This is a genomic window from Streptomyces sp. NPDC058051 (genome assembly GCF_042885475.1).
Taxonomy (GTDB): domain Bacteria; phylum Actinomycetota; class Actinomycetes; order Streptomycetales; family Streptomycetaceae; genus Streptomyces.
In genome coordinates, this window is the sequence record NZ_JBHVRW010000043.1 from 1 (window position 1) to 26,168 (window position 26,168).

The 26,168-nt window shown below is 69.4% G+C and carries 25 protein-coding genes and 1 riboswitch; of the genes, 9 read left to right on the forward strand and 16 right to left on the reverse strand.

The window, feature by feature from the left end; genetic code table 11:
- Positions 1 to 156: 156 nt before the first annotated feature.
- Positions 157 to 1,539, reverse strand: a complete 1,383-nt coding sequence (locus tag ACFVUT_RS35900; RefSeq protein WP_389660135.1) for a DUF445 domain-containing protein — start codon at positions 1,537 to 1,539, stop codon at positions 157 to 159.
- Positions 1,540 to 1,735: 196 nt separating this feature from the next.
- On the opposite strand from ACFVUT_RS35900, the gene ACFVUT_RS35905 reads away from it, so the two are divergent.
- Positions 1,736 to 2,986 (forward strand): SGNH/GDSL hydrolase family protein, encoded by a 1,251-nt coding sequence (locus ACFVUT_RS35905; RefSeq protein ID WP_389660138.1) that lies wholly within the window; start codon positions 1,736 to 1,738, stop codon positions 2,984 to 2,986.
- A gap of 96 nt (positions 2,987 to 3,082) precedes the next feature.
- On the opposite strand, the gene ACFVUT_RS35910 is transcribed toward ACFVUT_RS35905, so the two are convergent.
- Both ACFVUT_RS35910 and ACFVUT_RS35915 read right to left on the reverse strand, forming a co-directional pair.
- Positions 3,083 to 3,655: an ATP-binding protein gene (locus ACFVUT_RS35910; protein ID WP_389660141.1), complete on the reverse strand. Its 573-nt coding sequence runs from the start codon at positions 3,653 to 3,655 to the stop codon at positions 3,083 to 3,085.
- Positions 3,652 to 3,969 carry a recombinase family protein gene (locus ACFVUT_RS35915; protein WP_389660144.1) on the reverse strand — a complete coding sequence of 106 codons (318 nt, stop codon included), beginning with the start codon at positions 3,967 to 3,969 and terminating at the stop codon, positions 3,652 to 3,654. The genes ACFVUT_RS35910 and ACFVUT_RS35915 overlap by 4 nt, the downstream gene beginning before the upstream one ends.
- Positions 3,970 to 4,191: 222 nt before the next feature.
- Here ACFVUT_RS35915 and ACFVUT_RS35920 point away from each other — a divergent pair, with 222 nt between their 5' ends.
- Complete coding sequence (locus ACFVUT_RS35920) at positions 4,192 to 5,070, forward strand: helix-turn-helix domain-containing protein (RefSeq protein ID WP_389660147.1); 879 nt, start codon at positions 4,192 to 4,194, stop codon at positions 5,068 to 5,070.
- Between the two features lie 2 nt (positions 5,071 to 5,072).
- Positions 5,073 to 5,285: a DUF397 domain-containing protein gene (locus ACFVUT_RS35925; protein ID WP_389660150.1), complete on the forward strand. Its 213-nt coding sequence runs from the start codon at positions 5,073 to 5,075 to the stop codon at positions 5,283 to 5,285.
- 224 nt (positions 5,286 to 5,509) lie between these two features.
- Here ACFVUT_RS35925 and ACFVUT_RS35930 read toward each other — a convergent pair whose 3' ends face one another.
- The 4 genes from ACFVUT_RS35930 to ACFVUT_RS35945 form a co-directional block, all read right to left on the reverse strand.
- The gene (locus ACFVUT_RS35930; RefSeq protein WP_389660153.1) at positions 5,510 to 6,208 is read right to left on the reverse strand and encodes a DUF1707 domain-containing protein; all 699 of its coding nucleotides are present in this window, start codon (positions 6,206 to 6,208) and stop codon (positions 5,510 to 5,512) included.
- Positions 6,209 to 6,391: 183 nt separating this feature from the next.
- Positions 6,392 to 7,402, reverse strand: a complete 1,011-nt coding sequence (locus ACFVUT_RS35935) for an ATP-binding cassette domain-containing protein (protein ID WP_389660263.1) — start codon at positions 7,400 to 7,402, stop codon at positions 6,392 to 6,394.
- Positions 7,403 to 7,494: 92 nt separating this feature from the next.
- A complete protein-coding gene (locus tag ACFVUT_RS35940; RefSeq protein ID WP_389660266.1) occupies positions 7,495 to 8,340 on the reverse strand; it encodes an ABC transporter permease in 846 nt (281 codons plus the stop codon).
- A 64-nt stretch (positions 8,341 to 8,404) separates the two neighbouring features.
- Positions 8,405 to 9,205 (reverse strand): ABC transporter permease, encoded by an 801-nt coding sequence (locus ACFVUT_RS35945; protein ID WP_389660269.1) that lies wholly within the window; start codon positions 9,203 to 9,205, stop codon positions 8,405 to 8,407.
- Positions 9,206 to 9,377: 172 nt separating this feature from the next.
- Between ACFVUT_RS35945 and ACFVUT_RS35950 the strand changes: the two genes are divergently transcribed.
- Positions 9,378 to 11,777, forward strand: coding sequence for a transglycosylase domain-containing protein (locus tag ACFVUT_RS35950; RefSeq protein ID WP_389660156.1), 2,400 nt, complete (start codon positions 9,378 to 9,380; stop codon positions 11,775 to 11,777).
- On the opposite strand, the gene ACFVUT_RS35955 is transcribed toward ACFVUT_RS35950, so the two are convergent.
- The 3 genes from ACFVUT_RS35955 to ACFVUT_RS35965 all read right to left on the reverse strand — a co-directional run bounded on the left by ACFVUT_RS35955 (position 11,771) and on the right by ACFVUT_RS35965 (position 13,100).
- Positions 11,771 to 12,091, reverse strand: a complete 321-nt coding sequence (locus ACFVUT_RS35955; protein WP_389660159.1) for a DMT family transporter — start codon at positions 12,089 to 12,091, stop codon at positions 11,771 to 11,773. The genes ACFVUT_RS35950 and ACFVUT_RS35955 overlap by 7 nt on opposite strands.
- 36 nt (positions 12,092 to 12,127) lie before the next feature.
- Positions 12,128 to 12,191: riboswitch (guanidine-III (ykkC-III) riboswitch) on the reverse strand.
- A gap of 188 nt (positions 12,192 to 12,379) precedes the next feature.
- Positions 12,380 to 12,718 (reverse strand): GroES family chaperonin, encoded by a 339-nt coding sequence (locus ACFVUT_RS35960; RefSeq protein WP_389660162.1) that lies wholly within the window; start codon positions 12,716 to 12,718, stop codon positions 12,380 to 12,382.
- 61 nt (positions 12,719 to 12,779) lie between these two features.
- Positions 12,780 to 13,100 carry a DUF3618 domain-containing protein gene (locus ACFVUT_RS35965; protein ID WP_389660165.1) on the reverse strand — a complete coding sequence of 107 codons (321 nt, stop codon included), beginning with the start codon at positions 13,098 to 13,100 and terminating at the stop codon, positions 12,780 to 12,782.
- Positions 13,101 to 13,228: 128 nt separating this feature from the next.
- Here ACFVUT_RS35965 and bcp point away from each other — a divergent pair, with 128 nt between their 5' ends.
- The 3 genes from bcp (at position 13,229) to ACFVUT_RS35980 (ending at position 16,394) form a co-directional block, all read left to right on the forward strand.
- Positions 13,229 to 13,696, forward strand: a complete 468-nt coding sequence (gene bcp / locus ACFVUT_RS35970; RefSeq protein ID WP_389660168.1) for a thioredoxin-dependent thiol peroxidase — start codon at positions 13,229 to 13,231, stop codon at positions 13,694 to 13,696.
- 171 nt (positions 13,697 to 13,867) lie between these two features.
- Positions 13,868 to 15,364 (forward strand): glycine betaine/L-proline transporter ProP, encoded by a 1,497-nt coding sequence (gene proP, locus ACFVUT_RS35975; protein WP_389660171.1) that lies wholly within the window; start codon positions 13,868 to 13,870, stop codon positions 15,362 to 15,364.
- 136 nt (positions 15,365 to 15,500) lie between these two features.
- Positions 15,501 to 16,394: a trypsin-like serine peptidase gene (locus ACFVUT_RS35980; RefSeq protein WP_389660174.1), complete on the forward strand. Its 894-nt coding sequence runs from the start codon at positions 15,501 to 15,503 to the stop codon at positions 16,392 to 16,394.
- A 193-nt stretch (positions 16,395 to 16,587) separates the two neighbouring features.
- Here the strand turns inward: ACFVUT_RS35980 and ACFVUT_RS35985 are convergent, their stop codons facing one another.
- From ACFVUT_RS35985 to ACFVUT_RS35995, 3 genes are read right to left on the reverse strand one after another with little or no spacing between them, the layout of a single operon-like run.
- Complete coding sequence (locus tag ACFVUT_RS35985; protein ID WP_389660177.1) at positions 16,588 to 17,940, reverse strand: ABC transporter substrate-binding protein; 1,353 nt, start codon at positions 17,938 to 17,940, stop codon at positions 16,588 to 16,590.
- A gap of 24 nt (positions 17,941 to 17,964) precedes the next feature.
- On the reverse strand, positions 17,965 to 18,855 hold the full coding sequence (locus ACFVUT_RS35990; protein ID WP_389660180.1) for a carbohydrate ABC transporter permease: 891 nt from the start codon (positions 18,853 to 18,855) through the stop codon (positions 17,965 to 17,967).
- A complete protein-coding gene (locus ACFVUT_RS35995; RefSeq protein WP_389660183.1) occupies positions 18,852 to 19,811 on the reverse strand; it encodes a carbohydrate ABC transporter permease in 960 nt (319 codons plus the stop codon). Before ACFVUT_RS35995 ends, ACFVUT_RS35990 begins: the two co-directional genes overlap by 4 nt.
- 248 nt (positions 19,812 to 20,059) lie before the next feature.
- Between ACFVUT_RS35995 and ACFVUT_RS36000 the strand changes: the two genes are divergently transcribed.
- Together ACFVUT_RS36000 and ACFVUT_RS36005 are read left to right on the forward strand one after the other, a co-directional pair.
- On the forward strand, positions 20,060 to 21,511 hold the full coding sequence (locus tag ACFVUT_RS36000; RefSeq protein ID WP_389660186.1) for an FAD-dependent oxidoreductase: 1,452 nt from the start codon (positions 20,060 to 20,062) through the stop codon (positions 21,509 to 21,511).
- Entirely contained in the window at positions 21,508 to 22,482 is a 975-nt protein-coding gene (locus tag ACFVUT_RS36005; protein WP_389660189.1) for a sugar phosphate isomerase/epimerase family protein, read from the forward strand. The genes ACFVUT_RS36000 and ACFVUT_RS36005 overlap by 4 nt, the downstream gene beginning before the upstream one ends.
- An 89-nt stretch (positions 22,483 to 22,571) precedes the next feature.
- Here ACFVUT_RS36005 and ACFVUT_RS36010 read toward each other — a convergent pair whose 3' ends face one another.
- Genes ACFVUT_RS36010 through ACFVUT_RS36020 form a run of 3 tightly spaced genes read right to left on the reverse strand, consistent with a single transcriptional unit; the run spans position 22,572 to position 25,938 of the window.
- Entirely contained in the window at positions 22,572 to 23,834 is a 1,263-nt protein-coding gene (locus tag ACFVUT_RS36010) for an ROK family protein (RefSeq protein WP_389660192.1), read from the reverse strand.
- Positions 23,819 to 24,802: a sugar phosphate isomerase/epimerase family protein gene (locus ACFVUT_RS36015; protein WP_389660195.1), complete on the reverse strand. Its 984-nt coding sequence runs from the start codon at positions 24,800 to 24,802 to the stop codon at positions 23,819 to 23,821. The genes ACFVUT_RS36010 and ACFVUT_RS36015 overlap by 16 nt, the downstream gene beginning before the upstream one ends.
- Complete coding sequence (locus ACFVUT_RS36020; protein ID WP_389660198.1) at positions 24,799 to 25,938, reverse strand: Gfo/Idh/MocA family protein; 1,140 nt, start codon at positions 25,936 to 25,938, stop codon at positions 24,799 to 24,801. Before ACFVUT_RS36020 ends, ACFVUT_RS36015 begins: the two co-directional genes overlap by 4 nt.
- Positions 25,939 to 26,168: the final 230 nt, after the last annotated feature.

Here is a 26,168-nt window from a genome sequence, read left to right on the forward strand (position 1 = left end):
GGGAGGGACACTCCCTCCCCGCGCCACCCGGGCCCGTATTCGTACGGCAGGACGGGACGGGACACATCCGCACCCGCACCCGCACCCGCACCCGCACCCGCACGACAGACCAGTACGCACCGGATCCCGTTCCGGCACCCCGGCGCCCCAAGGCCCCTACGCCCCCAGCGCCCACGACACCGTATAGATCAGCAGCCCCGCCAGCGCACCCACCACCGTGCCGTTGATCCGGATGAACTGCAGGTCACGGCCGATGTGCGCCTCGATCTTCCGCGACGTCTGGTCCGCGTCCCACCCCGCGACCGTGTCACTGATCAGCGACGTGATCTCCGCGCGGTACGTCGTGACGACATAGACCGCCGCGTCCTCCAGCCAGCCCTCCAGCTTGGCCTGCATCCGTCCGTCCGTCGCCAGCCGCGCGCCGAACGTCAGCAGTGAAGCGCGCGCCCGAAGCCGCAGCTCGCTCTGCTCGTCCTCCGCCGCGGCGATCACCATCGTGCGCACCGACGACCAGGCCGACGCGATGACGTCCTGGACCTCGCCGCGCCCCAGGATCTCCGACTTCAGCCGCTCCACCCGAGCCCGGGTGTCCGCGTCCGTCCGGAGGTCGGACGCGAAGTCCGTCAGGAAGGTGTCGATCGAACCGCGCGCCGGGTGCCCCGGCATGTCCCGCATCTCCGTGACGAAGCGCAGCAGCTCCCTGTAGACCCGCTCCCCCACCCGCTTGTCGACGAACCGCGGCGTCCAGCCCGGGGCCCCGCCCTGCACCGCGTTCATCACCGAATCCTCGTGCAGCACCAGCCAGTCGTGGGCGCGCACACAGACCAGATCCACCATCTTGCGGTGGCCACCGTCGGCGACGATCTTCTCCAGCATCTTGCCGAGGCCGGGGGCGATCTCCGCCGCGTTGGCCCGCCGGGTGATCGCCTCACCCACCACGGCCTGCACATCGGAGTCCCGCAGGACCGTCAGCGCACCGCGCAGCGCGGTCGACAGCTCGGCGGTGACCCGGTCGGCGTGTTCCGGCTCGGCCAGCCAGGATCCGAGCCGACCACCGACGCCCAGGGCGTGGATACGGCCGCGCACGACATCGCCGGAGAGAAAATTCTCGCCGACGAAGGAACCCAGAGAGGCCCCGAGCTGGTCCTTCTTCGTGGGGATGATGGCGGTGTGCGGGATCGGCAGGCCGAGCGGACGCTTGAACAGCGCCGTGACAGCGAACCAGTCGGCCAGCGCACCCACCATGCCCGCCTCGGCAGCCGCGGCGACGAAGCCCGGCCAGCCGCTCACACCCGCGCTCTTCGCCCAGGTGGCGAGGACGTACACGAGCGCGACCAGCAGAAGGAGGCCCGTGGCCGTGGTCTTCATCCGGCGTACGCCGCGTCGCTTCTCCTCGTCGGCCGCGGTGTACGCGAACGAGGCGAGAGGAGCCTGGCGGCCACCGGGTACGGAGCGGGCCGCGCCCGCCACCCGCTCCCGGGCACGCTCCGGCTGCCCCGCGCCCTGTTCCCCGGGTCCGGTCCCGTCGATCCGTTCCATCCGCTCCACCCGTCCGCGTACACACCGCCCCCGCTGCACCGTACGCATTGTCCTTACCTGACCTACTCCCGGGCCGCACGTCGAGTTCCCGGCACCTTGCCCCATCATGGGACCGGCCCGACCGACCCGACCGGCCCGACCGACCCGACCGGTCCGCCCCGGCCCGACCGACCAACCACGAGGAGACACACCGCCCATGTCCAGGCGCCAGGGGTCCGCCCTGCTCATCGCCCTCCTGGCGGGCACCGCCACGCTCGCCGCCGGCGCGGCGTTCGCCGGCTCGTTGCTCGCCCCCGGCGCCGGCGCCCGGTCACAGTCGGTCGCCGCACCCGACCCGCGGTCCGTGGCCCGTACACCCGCCGCACCGGCGCACTCCGCCGGTCTCTGGCTCAGCACCTGGACGGCGGCGCCCACGGCCGGGGTGATCGACCCGTACGACGGCGACGCCCCGACCCGGCGCACCATCCGTAACGTCGTGCACACCAGCGTCAACGGCGACGCGGCCCGCATCACGCTCTCCAACCTTTTCGGCACGTACCCGCTGGTGGTGGACCAGGCCGCGATCGCCTCCCACCCCGTGACCTTCCAGGGCGCCACCGTCGTGACCATCGCCGCGGGAGGACAGATCGTCAGCGATCCGGTCGTCGTGCCGGTCGTCGCCGACGCCGATCTCGTCGTCACCCTGCGCACCCCTGCCGCCGAGGGGCCCGTCACCCTGCACACGGGCTCCCACCAGACGTCGTACGTGGAGGACGAGCGGGGCACCCGGAGCACCACCGACTGGCGCTACCTCACCGCCGTCGACGTCCACAACGTGAGCGCCGACGGAACGATCGCGGTGATCGGGGACTCGCTCACCGCGGGCTCCGGCTCCACCCTCGACGCGAACAGCCGCTGGCCCGATGTGCTCGCCGACCGGCTGCGCGGCCAGTACGCGGTGGCCAACGCGGGCATCGCGGGCAACCGCCTCCTGCGCGACGGCCACGGCGTGCGGGCGAGCGCCCGCTTCGACCGCGACGTACTGGATGTCGCGGGCGTGAGGACGGTCGTCATCGCGCTCGGCATCAACGACGTGCAGCAGTACCCGCAGGAGACCGACCCGCAGCGCATCGTGGATGCCCTGCGGTCCCTGACCCTGCGCGCCCACGCACACGGACTGCGGACCGTCGGGGCGACACTGATGCCGTACGAGGGGTACCGCGGCTGGACACCGGAGCGGGACGCCGTACGGGAACGGGTCAACGAGCTCATCCGGGCGGGCGGAGTCTTCGACTCGGTCGTCGACTTCGACCGCGCGGCCCGCGACCCGTACCGCACGGCCCGTCTGCTGCCCGCCTACGACAGCGGCGACCATCTCCACCTGAACGACACGGGATACCAGCGGCTGGGCTCGCTGGTGGACCTCACGGCCCTGCGACACGACCCGCCCGCCTCGGACGAACTCTGACCGCGGGCCGGCCGCGGGAGCGGCGGGGCCGGCCCGCCCAGGGAGGGAGACGCCGCCCGGAACCAGGAAACTTCCGGGCGGCGTCGGAGTTCGCGGTCATAAGGCCGTTTCAAGCCCCGCCAACACGCGCTGCAGAAGCCCGGCGTCCGACTGTGCTGCCGGACCGGCCACAGGCCGCTCGGACTTCCGCCGTTTCGGCAGCGGTGCCGGTTGCGGCGGACCAACGGCCAGTTCCGCCCACACCACCTTGCCGCTCGCGGTGCGGTAGGAACCCCAGCGCTTGGCAAGCTGCTGAACGAGCAGAAGACCGCGCCCGTGCTCGGCGTCGTCGTCGGCGTGCTTGAGCGTGGGCGGTTCATCCGACACGTCGCAGACCTCGATGACGACACTGTCCTCCAGCCCAACCAGGCGCACGTGGACGAGGTCGAGCTCTTCGAGCTCTTCCCACGTCAGATTCCCGGCCGGCATCCCGGTGGCCGCGATGGCGTTGGTCACGAGTTCCGAGGCGATCAGAAGGGCGTCGTCCTCGATGAACGCCGCCTGCCACTTGGACAGGGTGAGTCGCAGGAAGTGACGCGACGTCGAAACGGCTGAACGTACGGCGACCAGGGACAGTTGATCGAGAAAGCGCACACTCTGCGGCCGGTACGGCGCCTCCGGGCGCGTCACGAGCACTCGTCCAAACTGACGACTTCCGCACCGGTGAAGCAGGAGAGGTGCGTCAGCATGGCGTCCTGAAGCGACTTGTTGAGTGCCAAGTCCCGGTAGGACGGCACGACCACATGCTTCGCCTCGGCGTGCTGGACCGCCTCGACCAACTCGGTGAACGCCGACTGCGCTCCCGGCACGTACTCGTGGAACACCGTCGCCAGTTGGAAGCCGTTGTTTTCGGCGTAGGTGTTCAGGTCGTCCTGCTTCTGCCGCGCCTCCTCGTCGCTCATGTCGTCGGGCACACGCATGTAGCCAAAGATCAGCGGATTCATCGCGCTACGTACTCCCTCGCCATGCCCGCGATCACACGGCGTGTTCGCGGCGGTGCTGTTGGGTTACGAGTGAAGCATCGCAGGACTCTGTTATGCAAGACTACGTTTTTAAATATCCGATCCGCAGCACCCGAACGCACATGCGACATTGCGGATAGGAACCCCTGGCGACTACATTCCGGGTGCAAGAGGCATCCGTATTGAAGGAAGGCGGGGCCACCCGTGAATGGTGCGACGACTGGTTCGACGGTTCCCCGACGGCAACTCGGTCGGCACCTGCGCGACTTGCGCAACGCCTCGCGCCTGACCGTGCGCGCCGCCGCCAAGCAGTTGGAGTGGTCGGAACCCAAGATCTGGCGCATCGAGACCGGTCAGGTATCGCTCCGGAGTCTCGACGTCGAAGCCATGTGCAAGGTGTACGGGGCGAACGGCGAACTGACCAAGGGCCTGATGGGTCTGGCCAAGGAGACGAAGAACCGGGGTTGGTGGCACGCCTACGGCGACGTGATCCCCGAGGGCTTCGACCTCTACATCGGGCTCGAAGAAGCTGCCGAACGCCTGTCTTGGTATTCATCCGAACTGGTGCCGGGGCTTCTCCAGACACCGGCATACGCCGAGACCTTGATGCGTAACGACAACCCCGGCGTGCCTGACGAGGAAATCGCGCGGCGCGTAGAGGTGCGCATCGCACGGCAAGCACTCCTGACCAGAGTGACGGCGGCGCCCACGGTAGAAGTCGCTCTCAACGAGGCCGTTCTTCGCCGCCCCGTAGGGGGCACCAAAGTGATGGGCGACCAGTTGCAACGCTTGGTCGAGCTGAACGAGCTGAACAACGTGGCCGTCCGCGTCGTGCCGTTCAGTGCGGGCCTGCACGCGGGCATCATGTCCGGCCCGTTCGTCAAGATGCGTTTCCCGACCAACGGCGACGGTCGGGACACGGAGCCGCCCACGGTCTACGTGGAGGGCTTCACCGGGGCTCTGTATCTCGACAAGCCCCATGAGATCGATCGCTACGACGCAGCCTTCAAGGCGATCTGGGGCTCTGCCTTGAACCACGAGGAGACACAGAGCCTTCTACTCCAAGCAACAAGGGAGCTGTAGAAGTGAAGAGTTCCGACCTGACGGGCGCGGTGTGGCGCAAGAGCAGCCGCAGCAACGGCCAGGCCGAGTGCGTCGAGGTCGCGTTCCTCGGCGATGGCCGCGTGGCCATGCGTGACAGCAAGGACAACGGAAACGGCCCCGCTCTCGTCTTCACCCCCGGCGAGTGGGCCGCGTTCGAGGGCGGCGTGGTGGACGGCGAATTCAAGCGGTCGTAGCACGAGCACCCGCACGCGGCATCACGAGCGCCCGGCCAGTTGTCCTGGTCGGGCGCTCTTCAGTCGCGCGAGCGCGTTGTCGGAACGTCCGCACTCCCGCGCGGCCGTCTGCGGCGCGGCAGCGCGGGGGATCTGTCGGCCCGGCGACACGACCCGCCCGCCTCGGACGAACTCTGACAGCGGGCAGACCGCGGGAACCGCTCGGGACAGGACCGGTCGCCGTGCTACTCGCCCTTCTCCAGCCGCCCCTGCTCGCGCGAGTGGGGGCGCTCCCGTTCCAACTCCCGCGCCCTCTCCGCGTCCTTCAGCCGCTGCTTCTCCGCCTTGCTCCGCTTGCGCTCGACTCCGACGCCTCCCATCAGCGCGAAGCCGGTGATCCGCACGCGGGGGGAGTCCGGGGACGTTACGGCTTCGTCCTTGGTGCGCTCGCCGAAGCCGCCCATGATGCCGATGCCCCTGACCTCGACGTTCAGCTCCGGCGGGACCGTGACATGCATACCGCCCATGAGCGTGAAGCAGCGGATGACCACCTCACGGTCCTCGAAATGGGCCTCGCGCAGGTCGATCTCACCGCCGCCCCACATCGCGAACGCGGTGAACTTCCGGCCCACCGTCCAGTTGCCCTGTCGGCGGAACCCTCCCCAGAATGCGAACGCGCCGCGCGACGTGGCGGGCTTGCCGATACGGTCCGCCCAGCGCACCGCCGAACCGGCCGCCGCAGGAACCGGGGCGGGGCCCACCGGAGGCAGTTGGGTGCCCGGTGCCGGAAGGTCACGGACGAGCGGCGTCAACTCCCCGTGCGTGCGCGCCTTGTAGGTCGCTTCGAGCCGCTGGTCGAACTCCTCCATCTCCAGGCGGCCCTCGGCCACCGCCTCGCGCAGGGTCTCGGCCACCCGCTCACGCTCGGCATCGGAAGCACGCATATCGGGAAGGTCACTTGTCATACCGCTCAGCCTATTGAACGCATACGCTCCCCGTCACCGAGCCACACGTCACCGAGCCGCCCGCCACCTGCCACCTGCCACCTGCCGCCGGCCACCGAGCCACCCGCCACCCGCCACCGCCACCGCCACCGCCACCGCCACCGCCACCGCCACCGCCACCGCCTACATGCTGTCGGCCGACGCGTACATCTTCGCGATCACCGCCTCGATGTCCGGCTCCCGTACCGACAGATCGACCAGCGGGTAGTCCGCGGCGATCCGGGCGACCAGCGGTGCGGCCGACTCCGAGGCCGGGAAGGCCAACCACTGACGCGGCCCCTCCACCTTCACCGTACGGACCGAAGGCGCCGATTCCAGCTGAATGGGCGGGAGTTGGCGCTCCAGGTCGACCACCAGCATCCGCTCGCTCTCCCCCACCTCATGCAACCCGGCGAGCGCCCCGTCGTACATCAGACGGCCGTGGTCGATCACCATCACCCGCTTGCAGAGCTGCTCGATATCCGTCAGGTCGTGCGTGGTGAGCAGCACGGTCGTGCCGCGTTCGGCGTTCAGATCCCGCAGGAATCCACGGACCTTGGCCTTGGACACCACATCGAGACCGATCGTCGGCTCGTCCAGATACAACACCTCGGGATCATGCAGCAGAGCCGCCGCGATATCGCCGCGCATCCGCTGGCCCAACGACAACTGCCGCACAGGAACGTCCAACAACTCGGCAAGATCGAGGAGTTCTACACAACGTGCCAGATTCTCGCGGAACCGGGCATCGGGAATCCGGTACATCCGGTGCACCAGCCGGTACGAGTCGCGCAACGGCAGATCCCACCAGAGCGTGGTGCGCTGGCCGAACACCACACCGATCCGGTGCGCCAGCCTCATGCGTTCCCTGGACGGGTCGATGCCCGCCACTCTCAGCCGGCCACCGCTCGGAGTGAGGATGCCCGTCAGCATCTTGATCGTGGTGGACTTCCCGGCGCCGTTCGGGCCGATGTAGCCGACCATCTCGCCGCGTGCGACACGGAAGCTGAGGGAGTCGACCGCCCGCACCTGATGGCGTTCGCTGCGCAGGAAGCCGGTCTTGCGGCGCACGTCGAAGACCTTTTCGACGTGGTCGAGTGTGATGAAGGCGGTGTCGGGATCTGCGCCCGAACCCGTGCCCGTACCCGTCCCCATCCCCGTACCAGTGTCGGTGTCGGTTTCTGTGTTCATGTCCGATGCCCCTGCCCTTGCGCTCGCCCTGCCCGGCCCTGCCCCTGTTGTTCCCGTCAACTTCCCGTGCTCCGATACGCCCGCAGGCCCCTGCGCCACGCCAGACCCGCGAGCAGCCAGCACAGCCCCGCCACCACCGGTGGCAGGAACGCAACCCCGTCCGGCAGGCGCAGCGGATAGTCCCGGCCCAGTACGTACAGCGCGGGGAGCCAGTTCACGAAGGCCAGCGGCACCACGAACGTGACCCCGCGCACCAGATCCGTCGCGAAGATCGACGGCGGGTACTGGAGCAGCGTGTTTCCCCCGAACGTGAAGGAGTTCTGTACCTCGGAGGCGTCCTGCGCGATGAACTGGAACGCCGCCCCGGCCACGAACACCGACGCGAAGATCGCCGCGCCGCTCAGCAGCATCAGCGGAATCATCGCCACCTTCAGCGGCGTCCACCCGATGTCCAGCGTCACCAGCGCGTACCCGAGAACCAGCGCACCCTGGGTGATCCGCCCCACTCTGCGCAGGGCGAACCGGTCCGCCGCGACCTGGGCGAGCACCGGCGCCGGCCGCACCAGCAGGGTGTCCAGCGTGCCGTCACGCACCCGCCGCCCCAGCCGGTCCATCGAACCCATCACGAGGTCGGCGAGACCGAACGCGGTTCCTGTGGCCCCGTACAACAGCGCGATCTCCGGCAGTGTGTAACCGCCCAGCGCGTCCACGTGCGAGAACATCATCAGGATCGCGATGAAGTCGAAGGCGGTCACCGCGAAGCTCCCGAACGCCGTCATCGCGAACGAGGCACGGTAGGCCATCGTCGAGCGCAACCACATCGCCGCGATCAGCCCGTACGCCCGGACCCCGTCGACGAGCGCCGACCGCTCGACGAACACCACCTCGGGCGCGCTCACCACCTCGCGCGCGTCCACCGCCTCGGGCGTGTCCACCGCCCCGGCCGCCCCCGCCGCACCGGTTGTCTCAGCCACCCTGAACCACCACCCTCCTCGTCGCCGCCGACTGCACCGATCGCCCCAGCAGCAACAGGGCCAGCGCCCAGCCGCCCTGGAAGGCGTACGCCTCCACCAGACCCCACCCCGTGCTCTTGCCGAGCAGCACATCGGCCGGCACCTGGAGGAGCGACGACCACGGCAACACGCGCGCCAGCTCGCCCAGCACCCCGGGGAACAGCGTCAGCGGCAGCAGCATCCCGGAGAAGAACATCCCGGCCAGCGACGCGATCTGCGCCACCCCCACCCCGTCCAGCAGCCAGAACGCCGAGAGCGCCACCAGATAGCGGATCGCGAAGCTGACCAGGACACCGAGCGCGACCGAGACCAGGAACGCCAGCCAGATCCCCGGCGAGGCGGGCAGCGCCAGATCGAAGGCGAGCGAGCCCAGCAGCATCGGCACGACGCCACGGCCCAGCAGATGGAACGCCGCACGGCCCACGTCACCCGCGAGCCACCACAGTTGGAGGTCGACCGGCCGGTAGAGATCGACCGCGACATCACCCGTACGGATCCGCTCGACCAACTCGTCCTGGAAACCGCCGCCCATCATGGCGCAGGTCATCAGCAGCGCCTGGCCCAGCCACACGTAGGTGAGCGCCTGGGGCAGGTCGTAGCCGCCGAGCCGCGGACGCTCGTCCCACAGCGCCACATAGGTGTACGCCATGATGAAACCGAAGACGGTGTTGGTGAACACTCCCGCCGCCGTCGCGCTCCGGTATGTGGCGTAGCGCCGGAACCCACCCGCCGCCACCACCGCGTACAACCGCACCTCGTCCACCCCCTCACAGCCCGGACGTCCAACGGCGCTGGACGCCAAAGCGCACGACTCTAGAGCAGCGAAGACAGCGACCGCGACCGCTTTTCAGGGGTCGATCCGGGGCTTATTACCCAGAAAAGGGCACTATGGGGGAACTGACCGCGGCCGAGGAGTCTGCACGGACATGAGCGACGAGCCACAGCAGCCGAACGGGAAGCACGAGCACCGGGGCTGGGAGCCCAGGAACCCGTCCGCCCACGGCGACCACAGCGGACAGGACGACGCGGGCGGCACGGCCGGGAATCCCCGGCGCACCGGGTGGCGCCGCGCCGTCCCCAGCTGGCGGACGGCACTCGGCGCCGTCCTCCTTCTCGCCGCACTCCTGGTCGGCGGTCTCATCGCCGGATACGAACTCGTCGACATCCCGGCCGCCAACGCCAGCGCCACCGCGCAGTCCAACGTCTACCTCTACAAGGACGGGAGCGTCCTGGCCCGCTCCGGCGAGGTCAACCGGGAGAACGTCAAACTCGCGCAGGTCCCGCTCCGCGTCCAGCGCGCGGTCCTCGCCGCCGAGGACCGCGACTTCTACTCCGAACGTGCCGTCGACCTCGGAGCCATGGCCCGAGCCGGCTGGAACACCCTCACGGGCAAGGGCAGACAGGGCGGCTCGACCATCACCCAGCAGTACGTCAAGAACTACTACCTCGGCCAGGAACAGACCGTCATCCGCAAGACCAAGGAGTTCTTCATCGCGGTCAAACTCAACCGCGAACAGTCCAAGAGCCAGATCTTCGAGGGTTACCTCAACACCAGCTACTTCGGCCGCAACGCCTACGGCATCCAGGCCGCCGCACAGGCCTACTACGGCAAGGACGTCGGCGACATCACCACCGCCGAAGGCGCCTACCTCGCCTCCCTGCTCAACGCCCCCAGCGCGTACGACGTCGTCGTCCACCCCGAGAACAAGACCGCGGCCCTCGGCCGCTGGAACTACGTGCTCGACGGCATGGTCAAGGAACGATGGCTCGGCGCCGACGAACGCGCCGCCACGGAATTCCCCGAACCCGGCAAGGTCAAGCCCTCCACCGGACTCTCCGGACAACGCGGCTACCTCGTCCAGGCCATCGAGGACTACCTCACCAACAACAAGATCATCGACGAGAACACGCTGGCCACCGGCGGCTACCGCATCACCACCACCCTGGAGAAGAAGAAGCAGAACGCGCTCGTGAAGTCGGTCGACGACAACGTCATCTCCCAGACGAGCACGGAACGCACCGCCGACCGCAACGTCCGCGTCGGCGGCGCCTCCATCGACTCCGACACCGGCCGGGTCGTCGCCATGTACGGCGGCGTCGACTACACCAAGCAGTACGTCAACAACGCGACCCGCCGCGACTACCAGGTCGGTTCCACCTTCAAACCGTTCGTCTTCACCACCGCCGTCGCCCACGACTCCACCACCCGGGACGGCCGGCGCATCACCCCCCACACCCTCTACGACGGCACCGACAAGCGCATGGTCCAGGGCCCCGACGGACCCACCGGATACTCCCCCTCCAACGAGGACGACGTCAGCTACGGACCCATCACCGTCCGCATCGCCACCGACAAATCCGTCAACGCCGTCTACGCCCAAATGGCTGAAGACGTCGGCCCCGACAAGGTCCGGCAGACCGCCATCGACCTCGGCATCCCCCCGAGCACCCCCGACCTCACCCCCTCACCGTCCATCGCGCTCGGCGTCGCCACCGCCAGCGTCCTGGACATGGCCGAGGCATACGCCACCCTCGCCAACCACGGCAGGCACAGCGCGTACATCCTCGTCGACAAGATCAGCAAGAACGGCACCGACCTGGAGGTCCCCGGCCAGAAGACCCGACAGGCCGTCAGCCGGGAAGCCGCCGACACCACCACCGCCATCCTCCAGAGCGTCGTCGAAGGCGGCACCGCGACCGCCGCCCAGGCCGCCGGCCGGCCCGCCGCGGGCAAGACCGGCACCGCCGAGGAGGACAGGGCGGCCTGGTTCGCCGGCTACACCCCGGACCTCACCACCGTCATCGCCGTCATGGGCCAGGACCCCGAGACCGGCGCGCAGAAACCCCTCTACGGGGCCCTCGGACTGTCCCGCGTCAGCGGCGGCGGCCCACCCGCCCAGACCTGGGCCCAGTACACCGAGGCCGCACTGCGCGGCACCACCGTCAACGACTTCGATCTCTCCCTCGAAAGCGGCGCCGACGAAACCATTCCGCCCGACGAGGAGAGCACCGGCCCCGGCACCACCGGGACACCGTCCGACTCCCCGTTCAACGGCTCCGGAAGCACCCCGCCGGGTCCGGGAAGCATCGAAGGAGACATGGAGAACGACGGCACGCACGGCGGCCGCAACCCCGCCGGCGGCCACGACCACCGCCGCCCCCGCAGGGACGACGACACCGGCAGAGACGGCTACGACTTCCTTCCCGGCGCCCCCGGCACCCCGGTACCGCCGACCCCCGCGGCACCATCGACCCCCGCGGCACCACCGGCCGCTCCGGCACCGGCCGCACCGGCGCCGCAGGGCACCCCCACGCCGCCTCAGTGACCCGAGGTCGCCTTCAGCCCCACCACGGCCACCAGCAACAGGGACACGAAGAAGATCCGGGCAGCGGTCACCGGCTCACCCAGCACCACCATGCCCAGAACCGCCGCTCCGGCCGCACCGATCCCGACCCACACGCCGTACGCCGTACCGATCGGCAGCGTCCTCGCCGCATGGGACAACAACACCATGCTCGCGACGATCCCCAGGCCCGTGAACACGCTCGGCCACAGCCGGGTGAACCCCTCGGTGTACTTCATCCCGATCGACCAGGCCACTTCCAGCAGACCGGCGACAACCAGCAGAACCCACGCCATGACGGCACCTCCGACGAGTCAGAACACGCGAACACAGGTGCGTCGTCTTTTCCGAACCCGGTACGGCGCGTCTCGTCGGGGCCATCCACCCTAGCAAAGAACATGCAAAGGGCCTGGTGACACCGGTCACCAGGCCCCACTCACCGCTGCCTCCGGCCACAGAACGAGCCGGACCGCACACAGAGCCCCGCCACGGACGGAGTCCGCCCGCAGCCCGCCCACAGCCCGCAGCCCGCCTTTGATGAAAACCCGCCTACGGACAGGACCCGCTTCTCAGGTAAAGGCCGCCTACAGGTAAAGCCCGGTGGAATCCACCGAACCCTCGAACCGGTCCGCCGCCACCGCATGCAGATCCCGCTCGCGCATCAGCACATACGCCACACCGCGCACCTCGACCTCCGCACGGTCCTCGGGGTCGTACAACACCCGGTCGCCCGGCTCGACCGTGCGCACGTTCTGCCCCACCGCAACCACCACGGCCCAGGCCAGCCGACGACCGACCGCGGCCGTCGCCGGAATGAGGATGCCGCCACCCGAGCGCCGTTCGCCCTCCGGCACATCGGACCGGACCAGCACACGGTCATGCAGCATGCGGATGGGCAGCTTGTCGTCGGTGTTCTCGCTCACGCCCCGCAACCTACCTGCTCACCGCGGATCCGTACGCCTCCGGGGTGCACGGACCCCCACATCACTTCTTCCGCCGCCGCTTCGACACCACCAGCAGCCCCACGACACCCACCGCGAACAGCGCCGCCGGCACCACCCGCTCCAGTCGCGGAGCGCCGTCCTCGGACACGAACTGCGCCTTCACATCCGACACCGTCCGATTCACCGCGACGAAAGCCCGCCCGGCCGTCCGGTCCACGGCCTCGGCAGCCTTGGCCTTCGCATCACCCATGATCGTCTTCGGGTGCACCCGCACCCCGATCTCGTCGAGCACCACCGCAAGCTGCTCACGCCTGCTGATGATGTCCGCCTCGATCTGCGCAGGGGTCCTGGCATCCGACACCGCGCCGCCTCCGTGATCCTCGTCCAGTAAACCTTCGTCGACAGTCTGTCAGCTCCACCGCCCCCGCACCCGGCGGCACCCCTATTACGCTCGGTCCCGTACATCCCACGCGCCACCTGAGGAGAACCATGAGCGAGCGACTCCAGCCCGGCGACACCGCCCCCGCCTTCACCCTCCCCGACGCCGACGGCAACGAGATCTCGCTCGCCGACCACAAGGGCCGCAAGGTCATCGTCTACTTCTACCCGGCCGCCCTCACCCCCGGCTGCACCAAGCAGGCCTGCGACTTCACCGACAACCTGGACCTCCTCGCGAGCGCCGGATACGACGTCATCGGCGTCTCCCCCGACAAGCCCGAAAAGCTCACCAAGTTCCGCGAGAAGGAAAACCTCGCAGTCACCCTGGTCGGCGACCCCACCAAGGAGACCCTTGCCGCATACGGCGCCTTCGGTGAGAAGAAGCTCTACGGCAAAACGGTGACCGGCGTCATCCGTTCCACCGTCGTCGTGGACGAAGAAGGCAAAGTCGAACGAGCCTTCTACAACGTCAAGGCCACCGGCCACGTAGCGAAGATCATCAAGGATCTCGGTATCTGATCCCGGTCCGCCCGAAGCCGCCGCGGAGGTCCGGGACAAGTCCGCCCGAAGCCGCCCCGGAGGTCCGGGGCCATGTGAGGGACATCCCAATCCCGCCACGATTCGGTTTGCGGCCGCCATGACCGCGCAGAAGCCTTTCCTGACAGACACACCCGAGGAAAGGACCCAGCCATGGCGGCCTCCGACCCCCAACAGGCGGCCGATCCGGAAGCGATCAAACGCCACCCCACCCTCTTCCGCGCCATCCGGCAACGGAAGAACCCCAGACTGCGCCGGACCGACATCACCGTCACCGACGATCGGGCGGTCAAGCGGGCAGTGAAGGCGGCATCACTCGGAAACGCCATGGAGTGGTTCGACTTCGGGATCTACTCCTACCTGGCCGTCACCCTGGGCCACGTCTTCTTCCCGTCCGGGAACGACACCACCCAGCTCCTCTCCTCCTTCGCCACCTTCGCCGTCGCCTTCCTCGTACGCCCCCTCGGCGGCATGTTCTTCGGCCCCATGGGCGACAAGATCGGCCGCAAGAAGGTGCTCGCCCTCACCATGATCATGATGGCGGTCGGCACCTTCGCCATCGGAGTCATCCCCTCGCACGACTCCATCGGGCTCTGGGCCCCCGCCCTGCTGATCTTCTTCCGTCTCGTCCAGGGCTTCTCCACCGGCGGCGAGTACGGCGGCGCCTCCACCTTCATCGCCGAATACGCCCCCGACAAACGCCGCGGCTACTTCGGCAGCTTCCTCGAATTCGGCACACTCGCCGGCTACGTCGGCGCCGCCGGACTCGTCACCGCGCTCACCGCGCTGCTCGACACCGACCAGATGACGGCCTGGGGCTGGCGCATCCCGTTCCTCGTCGCGGGCCCCCTCGGCCTCGTCGGCCTCTACCTCCGACTGCGCCTGGACGAAACCCCCGCCTTCCAGAAGCTGGAAGGCGGCACGGCCCACGCCACCGAGGCCGCAGACGGCATCGAAACCACCGCCAAGGGCGACCTCGCCAAGATCTTCCGGCAGTACTGGCCGACACTGATCCTGTGCATCTGCCTGGTCGGCGCGTACAACATCACCGACTACATGCTGCTGTCGTACATGCCGACGTACCTCTCCGACGAACTCGGCTACAGCGAGACCCACGGCCTGCTCATCCTGCTCGCCGTCATGGTCTTCCTGATGCTGATCATCAGTCAGGTCGGCAAGCTCTCGGACCGCTTCGGCCGCAAGCCGCTCCTGATGACCGGCATGCTCGGCTTCTTCGTCCTCTCCCTCCCCGCCTTCCTCCTGATCCGCCAGGGCGGCATCCCCGCCATCACCACCGGCATGCTGATGCTGGGCCTCTCCCTCGTCTGCATGCTCGGCACCATGTCCGCCGCCCTCCCCGCGCTCTTCCCCACCCACGTCCGCTACGGCTCCCTCTCCGTCGGCTACAACCTCTCGGCCTCCCTCTTCGGCGGCACGACCCCGCTGGTGATCACGGCACTGATCAGCTGGAGCGGTACGAACCTGATGCCCGCGTACTACGCGATGGCGGCGGCCCTGGTCGGCGTGATCGCCGTGGCCTGCATGAAGGAAACGGCCCAGCGCCCGCTGGACGGCTCACCGCCGTCGGTGGCGACGGAGGAGGAGGCGGCGGAACTGTGCGCGGCACAGACACCCGATCCGAAGTTCTGACCCGGGCCGGGCACGGGCATACCCATTACGGCAGAGGCAACGAGCGCCCGAACGTGGATAGGTGCGTTGCCCCCAGCGCGGCAGACTTGACGTGCTCCTCGACAACCGAGTCCATATTTCTACTCAGGAGGAATCGATGAAGAAATCAAGAACTGCACTCGTAGTTGCATCTCTGGCGCTCACGATGGGCGCGCTCAACGCCGCATCTGCGGGTGCGGCTGGAAATGCGGGAGGAGCGGAGGAGCCGACACTATCACCCATATCCGTACCGGTGGACCCCCATGCCAAGGAGGCATTGGATTACTGGACGCCTGAACGGACGCGTGCAACCGTGGCCGCCACAAATGGCGTGTCGGCGGACGGACAGACGTTGCGGACTCAGGCCGTGTTGGACAATAGAGTCGGAGCGCTTTTCTTCACACTTGACGGCAAAGATGCGTTCTGCACCGCCACTTCCGTGGTGTCAGGAAAGAGATCGGGAGTGATCGAGACCGCTGCTCATTGCATCAGGAGCGCAGGGAACACCGCGACGAACCAAGTCTTTATCCCTGGCTACAACAACGGCAGTAGGCCCTTCGGGACATTCGGCATGAACGGGAGAGTCCTAGCCGGTAACTACGACCCCAATAATCCCAACACACCTGTTGGAGACATTGCATTCGCCACGACCACCCTTAATGAAAACGATAGATCACTGCTTAGCCAGGTCGGCGGCTACGGACTCGCCTTCGTTGATCCGAGCGACGTCTCTGGACCCGTCAATGTTGTGTACTATGTAGGTAGTTATGATCAGGAGTCTTGTGGTGGAGTTACTTCCCCATACTCCAGTTCGGCACCAGGGACATGGACCCTTCTTTGCGGCGTCGACCCCCTCGGCGGCAGCGGATCTGCCATCAAAACCCCCTTCGACGGATCGGATCAAGTGATCGGCATAACTCACGGAAAAAACATTATCAACAATGAGGTATTCCTTGGCGGTCAGATCAATGAGGTATATGCCGAGAATGCTTATGAGGACTTGATTAATTGACAGCGAGTCATCTTTGATGGCCTGCCGCAATGGGAATCGCGGAGCCGTTGATCCCGCCGTCGAGGGTCCGTCAGCAGGACGGCGGAACGCAGGACATGCTTGATGAAACGCGGCCCACGGCCGTTGACGCACGCCCCGTCCCCACCCGCCTTGCGGCGGCGCGGGTACGGGGCGTGGTCGTCACGGGCCCGGTTCAGTGGACGGTGAATCCCTGGTCCTTGCCGTAGTCGGCGATCTTCCGTTGCCAGTCGCGCAACCCCTGCCGCAGTGACACGGACCCGGCGAAGGCACGTCCCACGGTGTCGGCGAAGACGCTGTTGGCGTACGGCTCGAAGGGCAGGTACTCCCAGTTCGGCAGGACGGCCGCCGACGCCGCGGCGTACACCTTGCCGGCCTGCTGGCCGCCGAGGTAGGCGTCCTTGCGGTTCAGCCAGGACGAGGAGTTGAGCACGCTGTCCACGGCGGGCATCTGGCCGGCGTCGGTGTAGATCTTCATGGCCGTGGCGTTCGTGGTCATCCACTGGATGAAGCCCATCGCGGCGGCCTGGTTCTTGCTGCCCGCGGGGATCGTCAGGCCGGAACCGCCGCTCTGTCCGCTGGCAGCGGTGGTGGAGGTGTAGCCGGGAAGGGTGGTCACCCGCCACTTCCCGGATCCGGCGGGCACATGCGAGGCGAGCGCGGAGCCGCCCCAGGCACCGGCCACCCAGGTGGCGTAGGTGCCGTCGCCCATGCCCGTGGTCCACTCGCTCGACCACTGGGCGACCCTGTTGTCGATCAGGCCCTCCGTCAGCAGTTCGCCCCACATGTCGGCGTACTGGGTGCTGCCCGTGTCGGACAGGTTCACCGAGAGGTCCGCGCCGGAGGACGTGAAGGGGTTGCCGCCGGCCTGCCAGATCATCGCGGAGACGCCGTTGCCGTCGCCGGTGTCGGCGGTGATGTACTTCGACGGGTCCGCCTTGTGCAGCTTCTTCGCGTCGGCCACGTACTCGTCCCAGGTGCGCGGCACGGTCAGCCCGTACTTCTCGAACACGTCGGCCCGGTAGTAGAGGACCAGCGGGCCGGAGTCGAGCGGCACCCCGTAGACACCGTCCCGGACGGCGACCTGCGACCACACGCCTTCGGAGAACTGGTCGGCCAGCCCCTCGTCGGTGTACCGCGACAGATCGGTCAGGGACTTCTGGAGGGCGAACTGCGGCATCGCCAGGTACTCCATGTAGGCCACGTCCGGAATGCCGGAGCCGGCCTTCATGGCGTTCTGCAGTTTGGTGTAGGCGACGTCGCTGCCACCGACGTTGGTCACCTCGACCTTGATGTCCGGATACTGCTTCTCGAACGCCTTCGCCATCTCGGCCGCCTGCGGCGACCAGGACCAGAATTTCAGGGTGGTGGGCGTGTGCAGCGCCTTGTCGATCTCTGCCTGGGTGGTGTCCAGGACCACGTGCCGTGGTTCGGGGGCGCAGCCGGTGAGCACCATGCCCGCCACCGCCGCCAGGACCAGGGCCGGCCGTGTCCGGCGCAGCAGTGCCCGGAGCCTTCCTTGTCGCATCACATTCTCCTCGGCCGGTCCCGGCTATTCCTTGACACTGCCCGCCGCCAACCCGGACTCCCAGTACCGCTGGAGCACCAGGAAGAGGACGATGGTGGGGATCACCGAAAGCAGGGAGCCGGTGACGATGATCGAATCGATGGGGTGGCCCGTGGCGGTCACGGCCTGCTGGTTCTGCATGCTCCAGTTGTTCAGGCCCACGGTCAGCGGGAACCAGGTGGAGTCATTGAGCATGATCAGCGGCAGGAAGTAGTTGTTCCACGAGGTCACGAAGCTGAACAGCAACACCGGGACCAGGGCCGGCATCAGCAGCCTGAGCGCGATGGAGCGGAAGATCCGCAACTCCCCGGCGCCGTCGATCCGAGCGGCGTTGAGCACGTCCTCGGGGACCGCGTCCTCGGCGAAGAACCGCACCAGGTAGAGCCCGAGCGGGTTGACCAGGGACGGCAGGATGACCGCCCAGGGGGTGTTGGTGAGGCCCGCGTTGCTGAACAGCAGGAACGTGGGCACCGCGAGCGCGGTCGCCGGGATGGCGATGGCGCCGAGCATCACCGGCAGGATCAGCCGCTTGGTGGGGAAGTCGAAGCGGGCGAGGCCGTACCCGGCGAGGGTGGCCAGCAGGGTGCCGCCGCCCGCGCCGATCACCACGTACAGCAGGGTGTTCAGCAGCCAGCGGCCGAACTCTCCGTCGGCGTAGGTGAACGTGTCGTGGATGTTGTCCCAGAGCGAGAAGTCGCCGGAGAACCACAGCCCGAACGAACTGAACATGCTCTCCCGGGTCTTGGTGGCGTTCACCACCAGCCAGATGAGCGGGATGAGGGTGTAGATCAGCAGCAGGGTCATGACGGCGGTCAGCACCACCGATTTGCGGCGGTGCGTCGGCGACGCCGCACGGCCCAGGGCGAGCCCTCTCATCGGCCTTCCTCCCCGAGCCGGCCGGCCCGCTGGATCAGGGCGGCCACGATCATGGTGACGATGCCCAACAGGATCGAGATCGCCGCCGCGAAGTTGTACTGCTGACCGGCGAACGACAGGTTGTACGCGTACATGTTGGGCGTGTAGGTGGACGAGATGGAGTTGGGCGCCAGGTTCTTCAGCACGCTCGGCTCGTTGAAGAGCTGGAAGCTGCCGATCACCGAGAAGACGACCGCCAGCACCAGCGAATTCTTCATGGCGGGCACCTTGATGTGGCGGATCACCCGCACCCAGCCGGCGCCGTCCATGGTCGCCGCCTCGTACCGCTCCGTGGGCACGAGTTTGAGCGAGGAGTAGAGGATCAGCATGTTGAAGCCGACGAACTCCCAGGTGGAGATGTTGCCGATGGCCACCACCACGTAGTTCGAGGCCAGCGGGTCAGGCAGGCTCAGCCCCGTGATGTCCCCGAGGTCGCCCCACAGCCCGTTCTTGGTGCCGTAGATGAAGCCCCACATCAGGGCCGCCACCACGGCGGGTACGGCGTACGGCAGGAACAGCACGATGCGGAAGACCGGGGCGAAGTGCAGCCGGGCGCTGTCCAGGGCGAGGGCGGCTCCGGCCGACAGCAGCAGCATCACCGGCACCTGGACGGCCATGTAGCCGATCACCCTGAGGAGCGAGGAACCGAAGGCCCCGTCCGTCAGTGCCCGTACGTAGTTGTCGAAGCCGACGAAGACGGTGCCGCCGATCAGCCGGTCCCGGAAGAGACTGAGCCAGATCGCGTAGAGCACCGGGCCGATGATCACTACCAGGAAGACGATCAGGAACGGCAGCAAGAACCAGAATCCGGTCCAGGACCTGCGGGCGCGGGTCACCGCGGCCGTGGGCTGCGGCTTGGACGCGGGCGTGTCGTCCTGGACGCCCGCGGCTGCCGCGACGCTCACCGGCGCGGGCACTGCGCCCCGCTCCACTCAGGTCGGGACCAGAACATCCTGTCCGTTCCACTGTTGTTCCGTTGACCCGATGTCACTCTCACGCGGGACCTCCCTGACCGGTCTTCTTCGCGGCGAACAAGTGGCTTGAATTAGTTTGTTGTTGGGGGCAACATGTCTAGCAGGTTACAGACACGCCGTGCAAGCATTCGGCGCGAATCCGCCCGACCGAACGGAAAAGCCCAGGTCGGGCCAGAGGAAAGGACCCGCTGATGCCCCTGGACCACGTGCGGCTGCGACGCGAGGTACCCGCGGACCGGGAGCCGCGGGCGGACATCGTGGTGATCGGCTCCGGTGCGGGCGGCGCAGCCGTCGCGGGCGAACTGAGCCGGGCGGGCCTGTCGGTCCTCGTGATCGAACCCGGCGAGGTCCCCGCAGGACTGGAGCCGGGCGCGCACCTGCGCAACGTCCACCCGGTCGAGGAAGACCTCTCGGCCGGCTTCGGACCGCGTGTGCTGGCCGCGCTCGTGCCGTACGGCCACGCCGACAGCACCCTGCCCGACCTGCGCGGACAGCGGTTCGCGCACGCGGTGGGCGGGATGATGCCCTACTGGTCCCACGTCTGCGCGATCCCCGACCACACCACCGAGGCCGAGCCCGGTATCGACGCCGACGAGATGCGCGGACTGTGGCGGGAGGCGGCCGAGCGGCTGTGGTCCACCACCTCGGTGGGGGCCGGCGGCGTCCGTCAGCGGCTGCTGACCGACGCCCTGACCGCCGAGTTCACCGGGCTGCCGGCCGGGCGTGAGGTGCAGCCGCTGCCCATCGGCCTGCGCGTCGAGCCGGACGGCACCGCCCGGTACGCCGGGATCGACGCCCTGCTGGACACCGACGCCGGCCGCCCGGGCGCGGTCGAGGTGCTGACCGGTCACGCCGTGCGGTGCGTCCGGACCAGCGGGGGCCGGGCGACCGGGGTGGTCGTCGCGCCCGCGACCGGAGGCCCGGAGGTCACGGTCCCGGCGGGCGCGGTCGTGGTCGCGGCCGGCGCGCTGGCCGCGCCCGCGGTGCTGTACGCCTCGGGCATCCGCCCGCCGGCCCTCGGCCGGTATCTGACCGACCACTCCATGGTGACCTCCCGGATCCGGCTGGACCCGGCCCTGCTGGCGCGGGTGCCCGACGACGACGCCTCGTTCGGCGTGTGGATCCCCTCCAGCGAGGTCCGCCCCCGGCACACCCAGGTCGTCCCCGGCTGGACCGAGGTGACCGGCTTCGATCCCGGTGTCCCGGCCCGGCACACCGCCGACATCGGACAGTTCGTCGCCGTCGATCCCGACCCCGCCAACCGGCTCCTCTTCGACGCCGAGCGCACCGGGCCGTTCGGGCTGCCCGCCGTCACCGCCCGGTTCGCGCTGTCCACGGCCGACCGGGAACGGATCCGGGAGGCGACCGCCGACCACGTCCGGGTCGCCGACACCCTCCGGGACACCTCGTACGGCCTGAGCGTCTCGGTCGCACCTCCCGGCGGGAGTCTGCACCTGATGGGATCCACCCGCCTCGGTACCGAGGAGACCGGGGTGGCCGACACCCATGGAAAAGTTTGGGGCACAGACAATGTCTATGTGGCGGGCAACGGCGTGGTGAGCACCAGCACCACCAGCAACCCGACCCTGAACGTGGTCGCCCTCGCCCTGCGCACCGCCCGCGCCCTCACGGCCGGCCGGTGAACGGGACCGGGGCGGAGAGGACCGGGGCGGACGCGACCGGGGCGGACGGGACGGTCGGCGCCGGGCACGCCGGACGGCACCCCGTCGCCGTCAACCCGCTCCACTTCTACGCCACCGCCGAAGGCTGGTTCGACTTCACCGCGGCACCGTCCGTCGAGGAGATCCTGGAGGCCGTCGCCGAGGCCGGGTTCGGGGCCGTACAGACCTCGCCACCGGCGGACGAGCCGCCCGCCCGGTACCGGGCCCGGCTGGCGGCGGCCGGGCTGCGCCCCGGCCCCGGCTACGCGGCCCTGGTGTGGGACGAGGACCCGGCGGTCCGGCGCCGTGACGTCGAACGGGTGCGCCGCGAGGCCGGACGGCTCGCCGCCTGCGGCTGCGCCCTGGCCTTCACCGCCCTGGACGTCGACCTCTCGGCGCCACGGATGGCCCGTCCCGCGCGCGGTCATGACGCACGGCCCGACCGGCTGGCCCATGTCGCGGCCCATCTCGCCGAGGCCGCCGGGGCGCTGCGCGCGGAAGGGGTGGTACCCGCCCTGCATCCGCACGTGGGCTCCTGGGTCGAGACCGCGCGGGAGACCGCCGCGGTGCTCGACGCGGCCGGGCCGGACCTGGCCTTCGGGCCGGACACCGGGCATCTGGCCTGGGCCGGAGCGCCGCTGTCCGACATCCTGGGCCGATACCGCGACCGGGTGGCCGGACTGCATGTGAAGGACATGTCGCTGGCGGCGGCGCGGACGGGCGGTCAGGCCGGTCTCGACTACCGGTCCACGGTGGCCGGCGGTCTGTGGCGGGAGCCCGGCGACGGCGACCTGGACCTGATCGCCCTGGTGGCCGGCCTGGGTGCCGACGACGACTGCTGGATCGTCGTCGAGGTGGACCACTCCCGGCTGGATCCCCGCGCCGGCCTGGCCCGGAGCGCCGCCTGGGTACGGCGGCTGGATACGGCGCTGCGCAACGCGGCGACGGGCTGAACGGTCAGGGGCGCCCTGCCGACGCCTCCGCCTCCCGGTCCGCTCCCGGGTCCGCTCCACGCGCCCGTCGGAGCACCGGCGGGCGCACGTCAGCGCAGGAGTTCTGCCGCCGGGGTCGGCGGATGGCCCGCGGGGTCGTCGAGCAGTGCGGCGAAGGCGAGTTCGGCGGTGCCGATGATGAGCTGGTCGGCGCCGAGTTCGGCGGCGGCCACCCGCACCGACTCGCGGCTCGCACGGATCGCGTCGCCGCCCAGTTCGGTGTCGGGCGGGCGGTTGCGGTACAGCGGGGCGAGGAAGCCGCCGAGCACCACACGGGCCGGGTTGAACACGTTGACCGCCTGGCGGACCGCGATGCCGAGCAGTTCCAGGTCGCGGCGGACCAGTTCGCGGACGGCCGGGTCGTCGCTGCGGGCGAGGGCCGCGTCGAGCTGGTCCGCCTCGTGCGGGCGCAGGCCCAACGCTTCCAGCAGTTCGTGCTGGAGCACCTCGGACTCCAGGCAGCCCGACGCGCCGCACGGGCAGGCCAGGTGCCGGCCGCCGACGTAGAAGTGGCCCAGCTCGCCGCCGTATCCGGCCGACCCCTGGAGTATCCGGCCGCCGCACACCACTCCGCCGCCGATGCCGCTGGCACCGCCGATGAAGTACACCAGGTCCTCGATGCCGCGTCCGGCGCCGAACGCGACCTCTCCGGACAGGCCGAGGGCGGCGGCGTTGGCGGCCCGGACCGGCAGGCCGGTGGCATCGGCCAGCGCGGTGGCGAGGGGTTCCTCGTGCCAGCCCAGCTGGACCGCGTCCCGTACGTGCCCGTCGTGGCTGCGGACCTGTCCCGGTACGGCGACGGCGAGCCCGGCGACCCGCAGCGCCCGGCCCGACAACAGGGCACGGACCGCGGCGGCGGTGCGGTCGACCACGTCCTTGACGGTGAGCCGTTGCTCGGTCTCCACCCGCCAGCGCTCGCGGATCTGCCCGCCGAGGCCGACCAGCCCGACGGTGATGGCGTCGACCTCGGGATTGACGGTGAGCGCCACGATGTCGGGGGCCGGGGTGATGACCGGGCTCGGCCTGCCCTTGCCGGTCGCGGAGGCCCCGAGTCCTTCCTCGACCGCACCGAGCTGCACCAGGTCGGTGAGGCAGACGCCCACCGTCGAACGGTTCAGTCCGGTGCGCCGGGTCAGGTCGGCGCGGATCAGGCCGTTGCTGCGGTGCACGATGCCGAGCAGCCGGGCCAGGTTCTGCCGCCGCAGGTCGTCGGAGGTGGCACCGCCCGCGCGGCGGGCCGTGCGGGTGACCGGTTCGGCCGCTGGAACCACGGTGCCGCCCTTCTCTGGGCCGGGGATCAGGGCGTCGGCCACTGATACGAACGGATACGGGTGAGCGCGTCCCTGGCACCGTGCGCGCGGTCCATCCCCATGTCCTCCCACTCGACGGAGATCGGGCCGCGGTAGCCGACGGTGTTGAGGGCGCGAAACGCATCTTCCCACGGAACGTCGCCGTGCCCGACGGAGACGAAGTCCCAGGCCCGACGCGGATCGCCCCAGGGCAGATGGGAGCCGAGCAGGCCGCTGCGGGCGTCGCCCGGCCGCAACCGGACGTCCTTGCAGTCGACATGGTGGATGCGGTCGGCGAAGTCGGTGATGAAGACGACCGGGTCGACGCCCTGCCACATCATGTGACTGGGATCCCAGTTGAAGCCGTAGGAGGGGCGGTGGTCCAGCGCTTCGAGGGCGCGCCGGGCCGTCCAGTAGTCGTAGGCGATCTCACCGGGGTGCGGTTCGTGGGCGAACAGCACGCCCTCGCCCTCGAAGACGTCGAGCACGGGGTTCCAGTGCCGGGCGAAGTCCTCGTAGCCGCGCTCGATCACCTCGTCGTCCACGCCGGGGAAGCCCACCGCGAACGGCCAGATCGAGGAACCCGCGAAGCCGACCACGCGGTCCACGCCCAGGCGCCGCGCCACCCGCGCGGTGGCTTTCATGGCCTCGGCGGCGCGTGCCCGGATGCCGTCGCCCTCACCGTCGCCCCAGATGTGCGCGGGCAGTTCGCGTCGGTGCCGGAAGTCGAAGGAGGGGGTGCCGACGGCGTTGCCCGCGGTGTGGCTGGAGATGGCCCACAGGCCGAGCCCGTGCCGGTCCAGCAGGGCACGGAACTCGTCGAGATAGCCGGGGTCCTGTTCGGCGCGGGCCACGTCGAGGTGGTTGCCGCAGTCGACTTCGAGGCCGTCGTAGCCCCAGGAGGCGGCGTCGCGGGCGATGGTCTCCAGCGGTACGTCGTACCACTGGCCGGTGAACAGGGTGACGGGCCTGTTCTCGGTGTTCGTCGTCATGCGTGTCGTACTCCTTCCAGCGGCCGGTCGGCCGTGCGGCGGACGTCGGCCCAGGTCCCGGTGGCGGCGGAGGCGACGACCGCCTCGGTCAGCAGCGCGGCCCGCAACCCGTCCCGGAACCGGGGCAGTTCCTCGGGGTCGGCGCCGCGCACGGCCGCGTAGGTGTCCTTCACGAACGCGTCGAACGCGTCCTGGTAGCCCATCGGATGGCCTCCCGGCAGCACCGACAGCCGGGCCGCGGCGGGCGAGAGGGCGGGGGCGTCGCGCTGGACGGGCCGCAGCCCGGACCGGTCCGCGTACCAGAGGGTCTCGGGGCTCTCCTGCTCGAACGCGAGGCTGCCGTCGAGGCCGAAGACCTCCAGGGTGAGGTGGTTCTTCCGGCCCAGCGTCATCTGGGACACCATCAGGGAGCCGATCGCGCCGCCCGACGTCTCGACGGTCAGCGCCGCGATGTCCTCGGTGCGCAGCGGCCGGCCGCCGGGGCTCTCGGGCAGCACGGTCCGGGTCGCGGCCGACACCCGCACCACGTCCTGGCCGCCCACGAAGGTGAGCAGGTCGCCCAGGTGGGATCCGATGTCACCGAACGCCCGGGACGGACCGGTCGCCTCCGGGTCGGTCCACCAGCCGTCCTCGGAGTAGGCGAGCCGCCACTCCTGGAGATAGGCGCCGCGCATGCCGACCAGCGGTCCCAGTGCACCGGCGGCGACCCGGGAGCGGGCCTCCACCACCATCGGGTGGTAGCGGTAGACGAACGGCACCGTGGCCACCAGGCCGCGTTCGGCCGCGAGCGCCGTCAGCCGGGCCGCCTCGTCCGCGGCCACCGCGAGCGGCTTCTCGCACACCACGTGCTTGCCCGCTTCCAGCGCGGCGTGGGCGTACCCGGCGTGTGTGCCGTGCGGACTGCACACGTGGACGACGTCGACCGACTCGTCCGCCAGCAGTTCCCGTACGGAGGAGCGGGCCAGCCCGGCGCCCAGCTCGGTGGCGGCGGTGCGCGCCCGTTCCGGTGAACTCGACGCCACCGCGTGTACGTGGCCCCCGGCCGCGCGGATCGCGCGGGCATGGACGCCGGCGATGAATCCCCCGCCGATCAGGCCGGCCCGGAGGGGACGTGATCTGTTTTCGGCTTCCCACATGCCCGGCAGCATGACATACTTATGTTTGCGTGTCCAACAAACTAGGGTGGGGCGGACGGCAGGTACGGATCCTCCTCCCGGGCGGCCCGCGGATACCCCGATCCGCCCGGCGCACCCTCGTCCCGCCCTCTTCCCGCCCTCTTCCCGCCCTCGTCCCGCCCTCGTCCCGCCCTCTTCCGATGCCCCTTCTCGCCTCCCCTCCTTCTCGCCTTCCCCCATCCCCCCCTTCC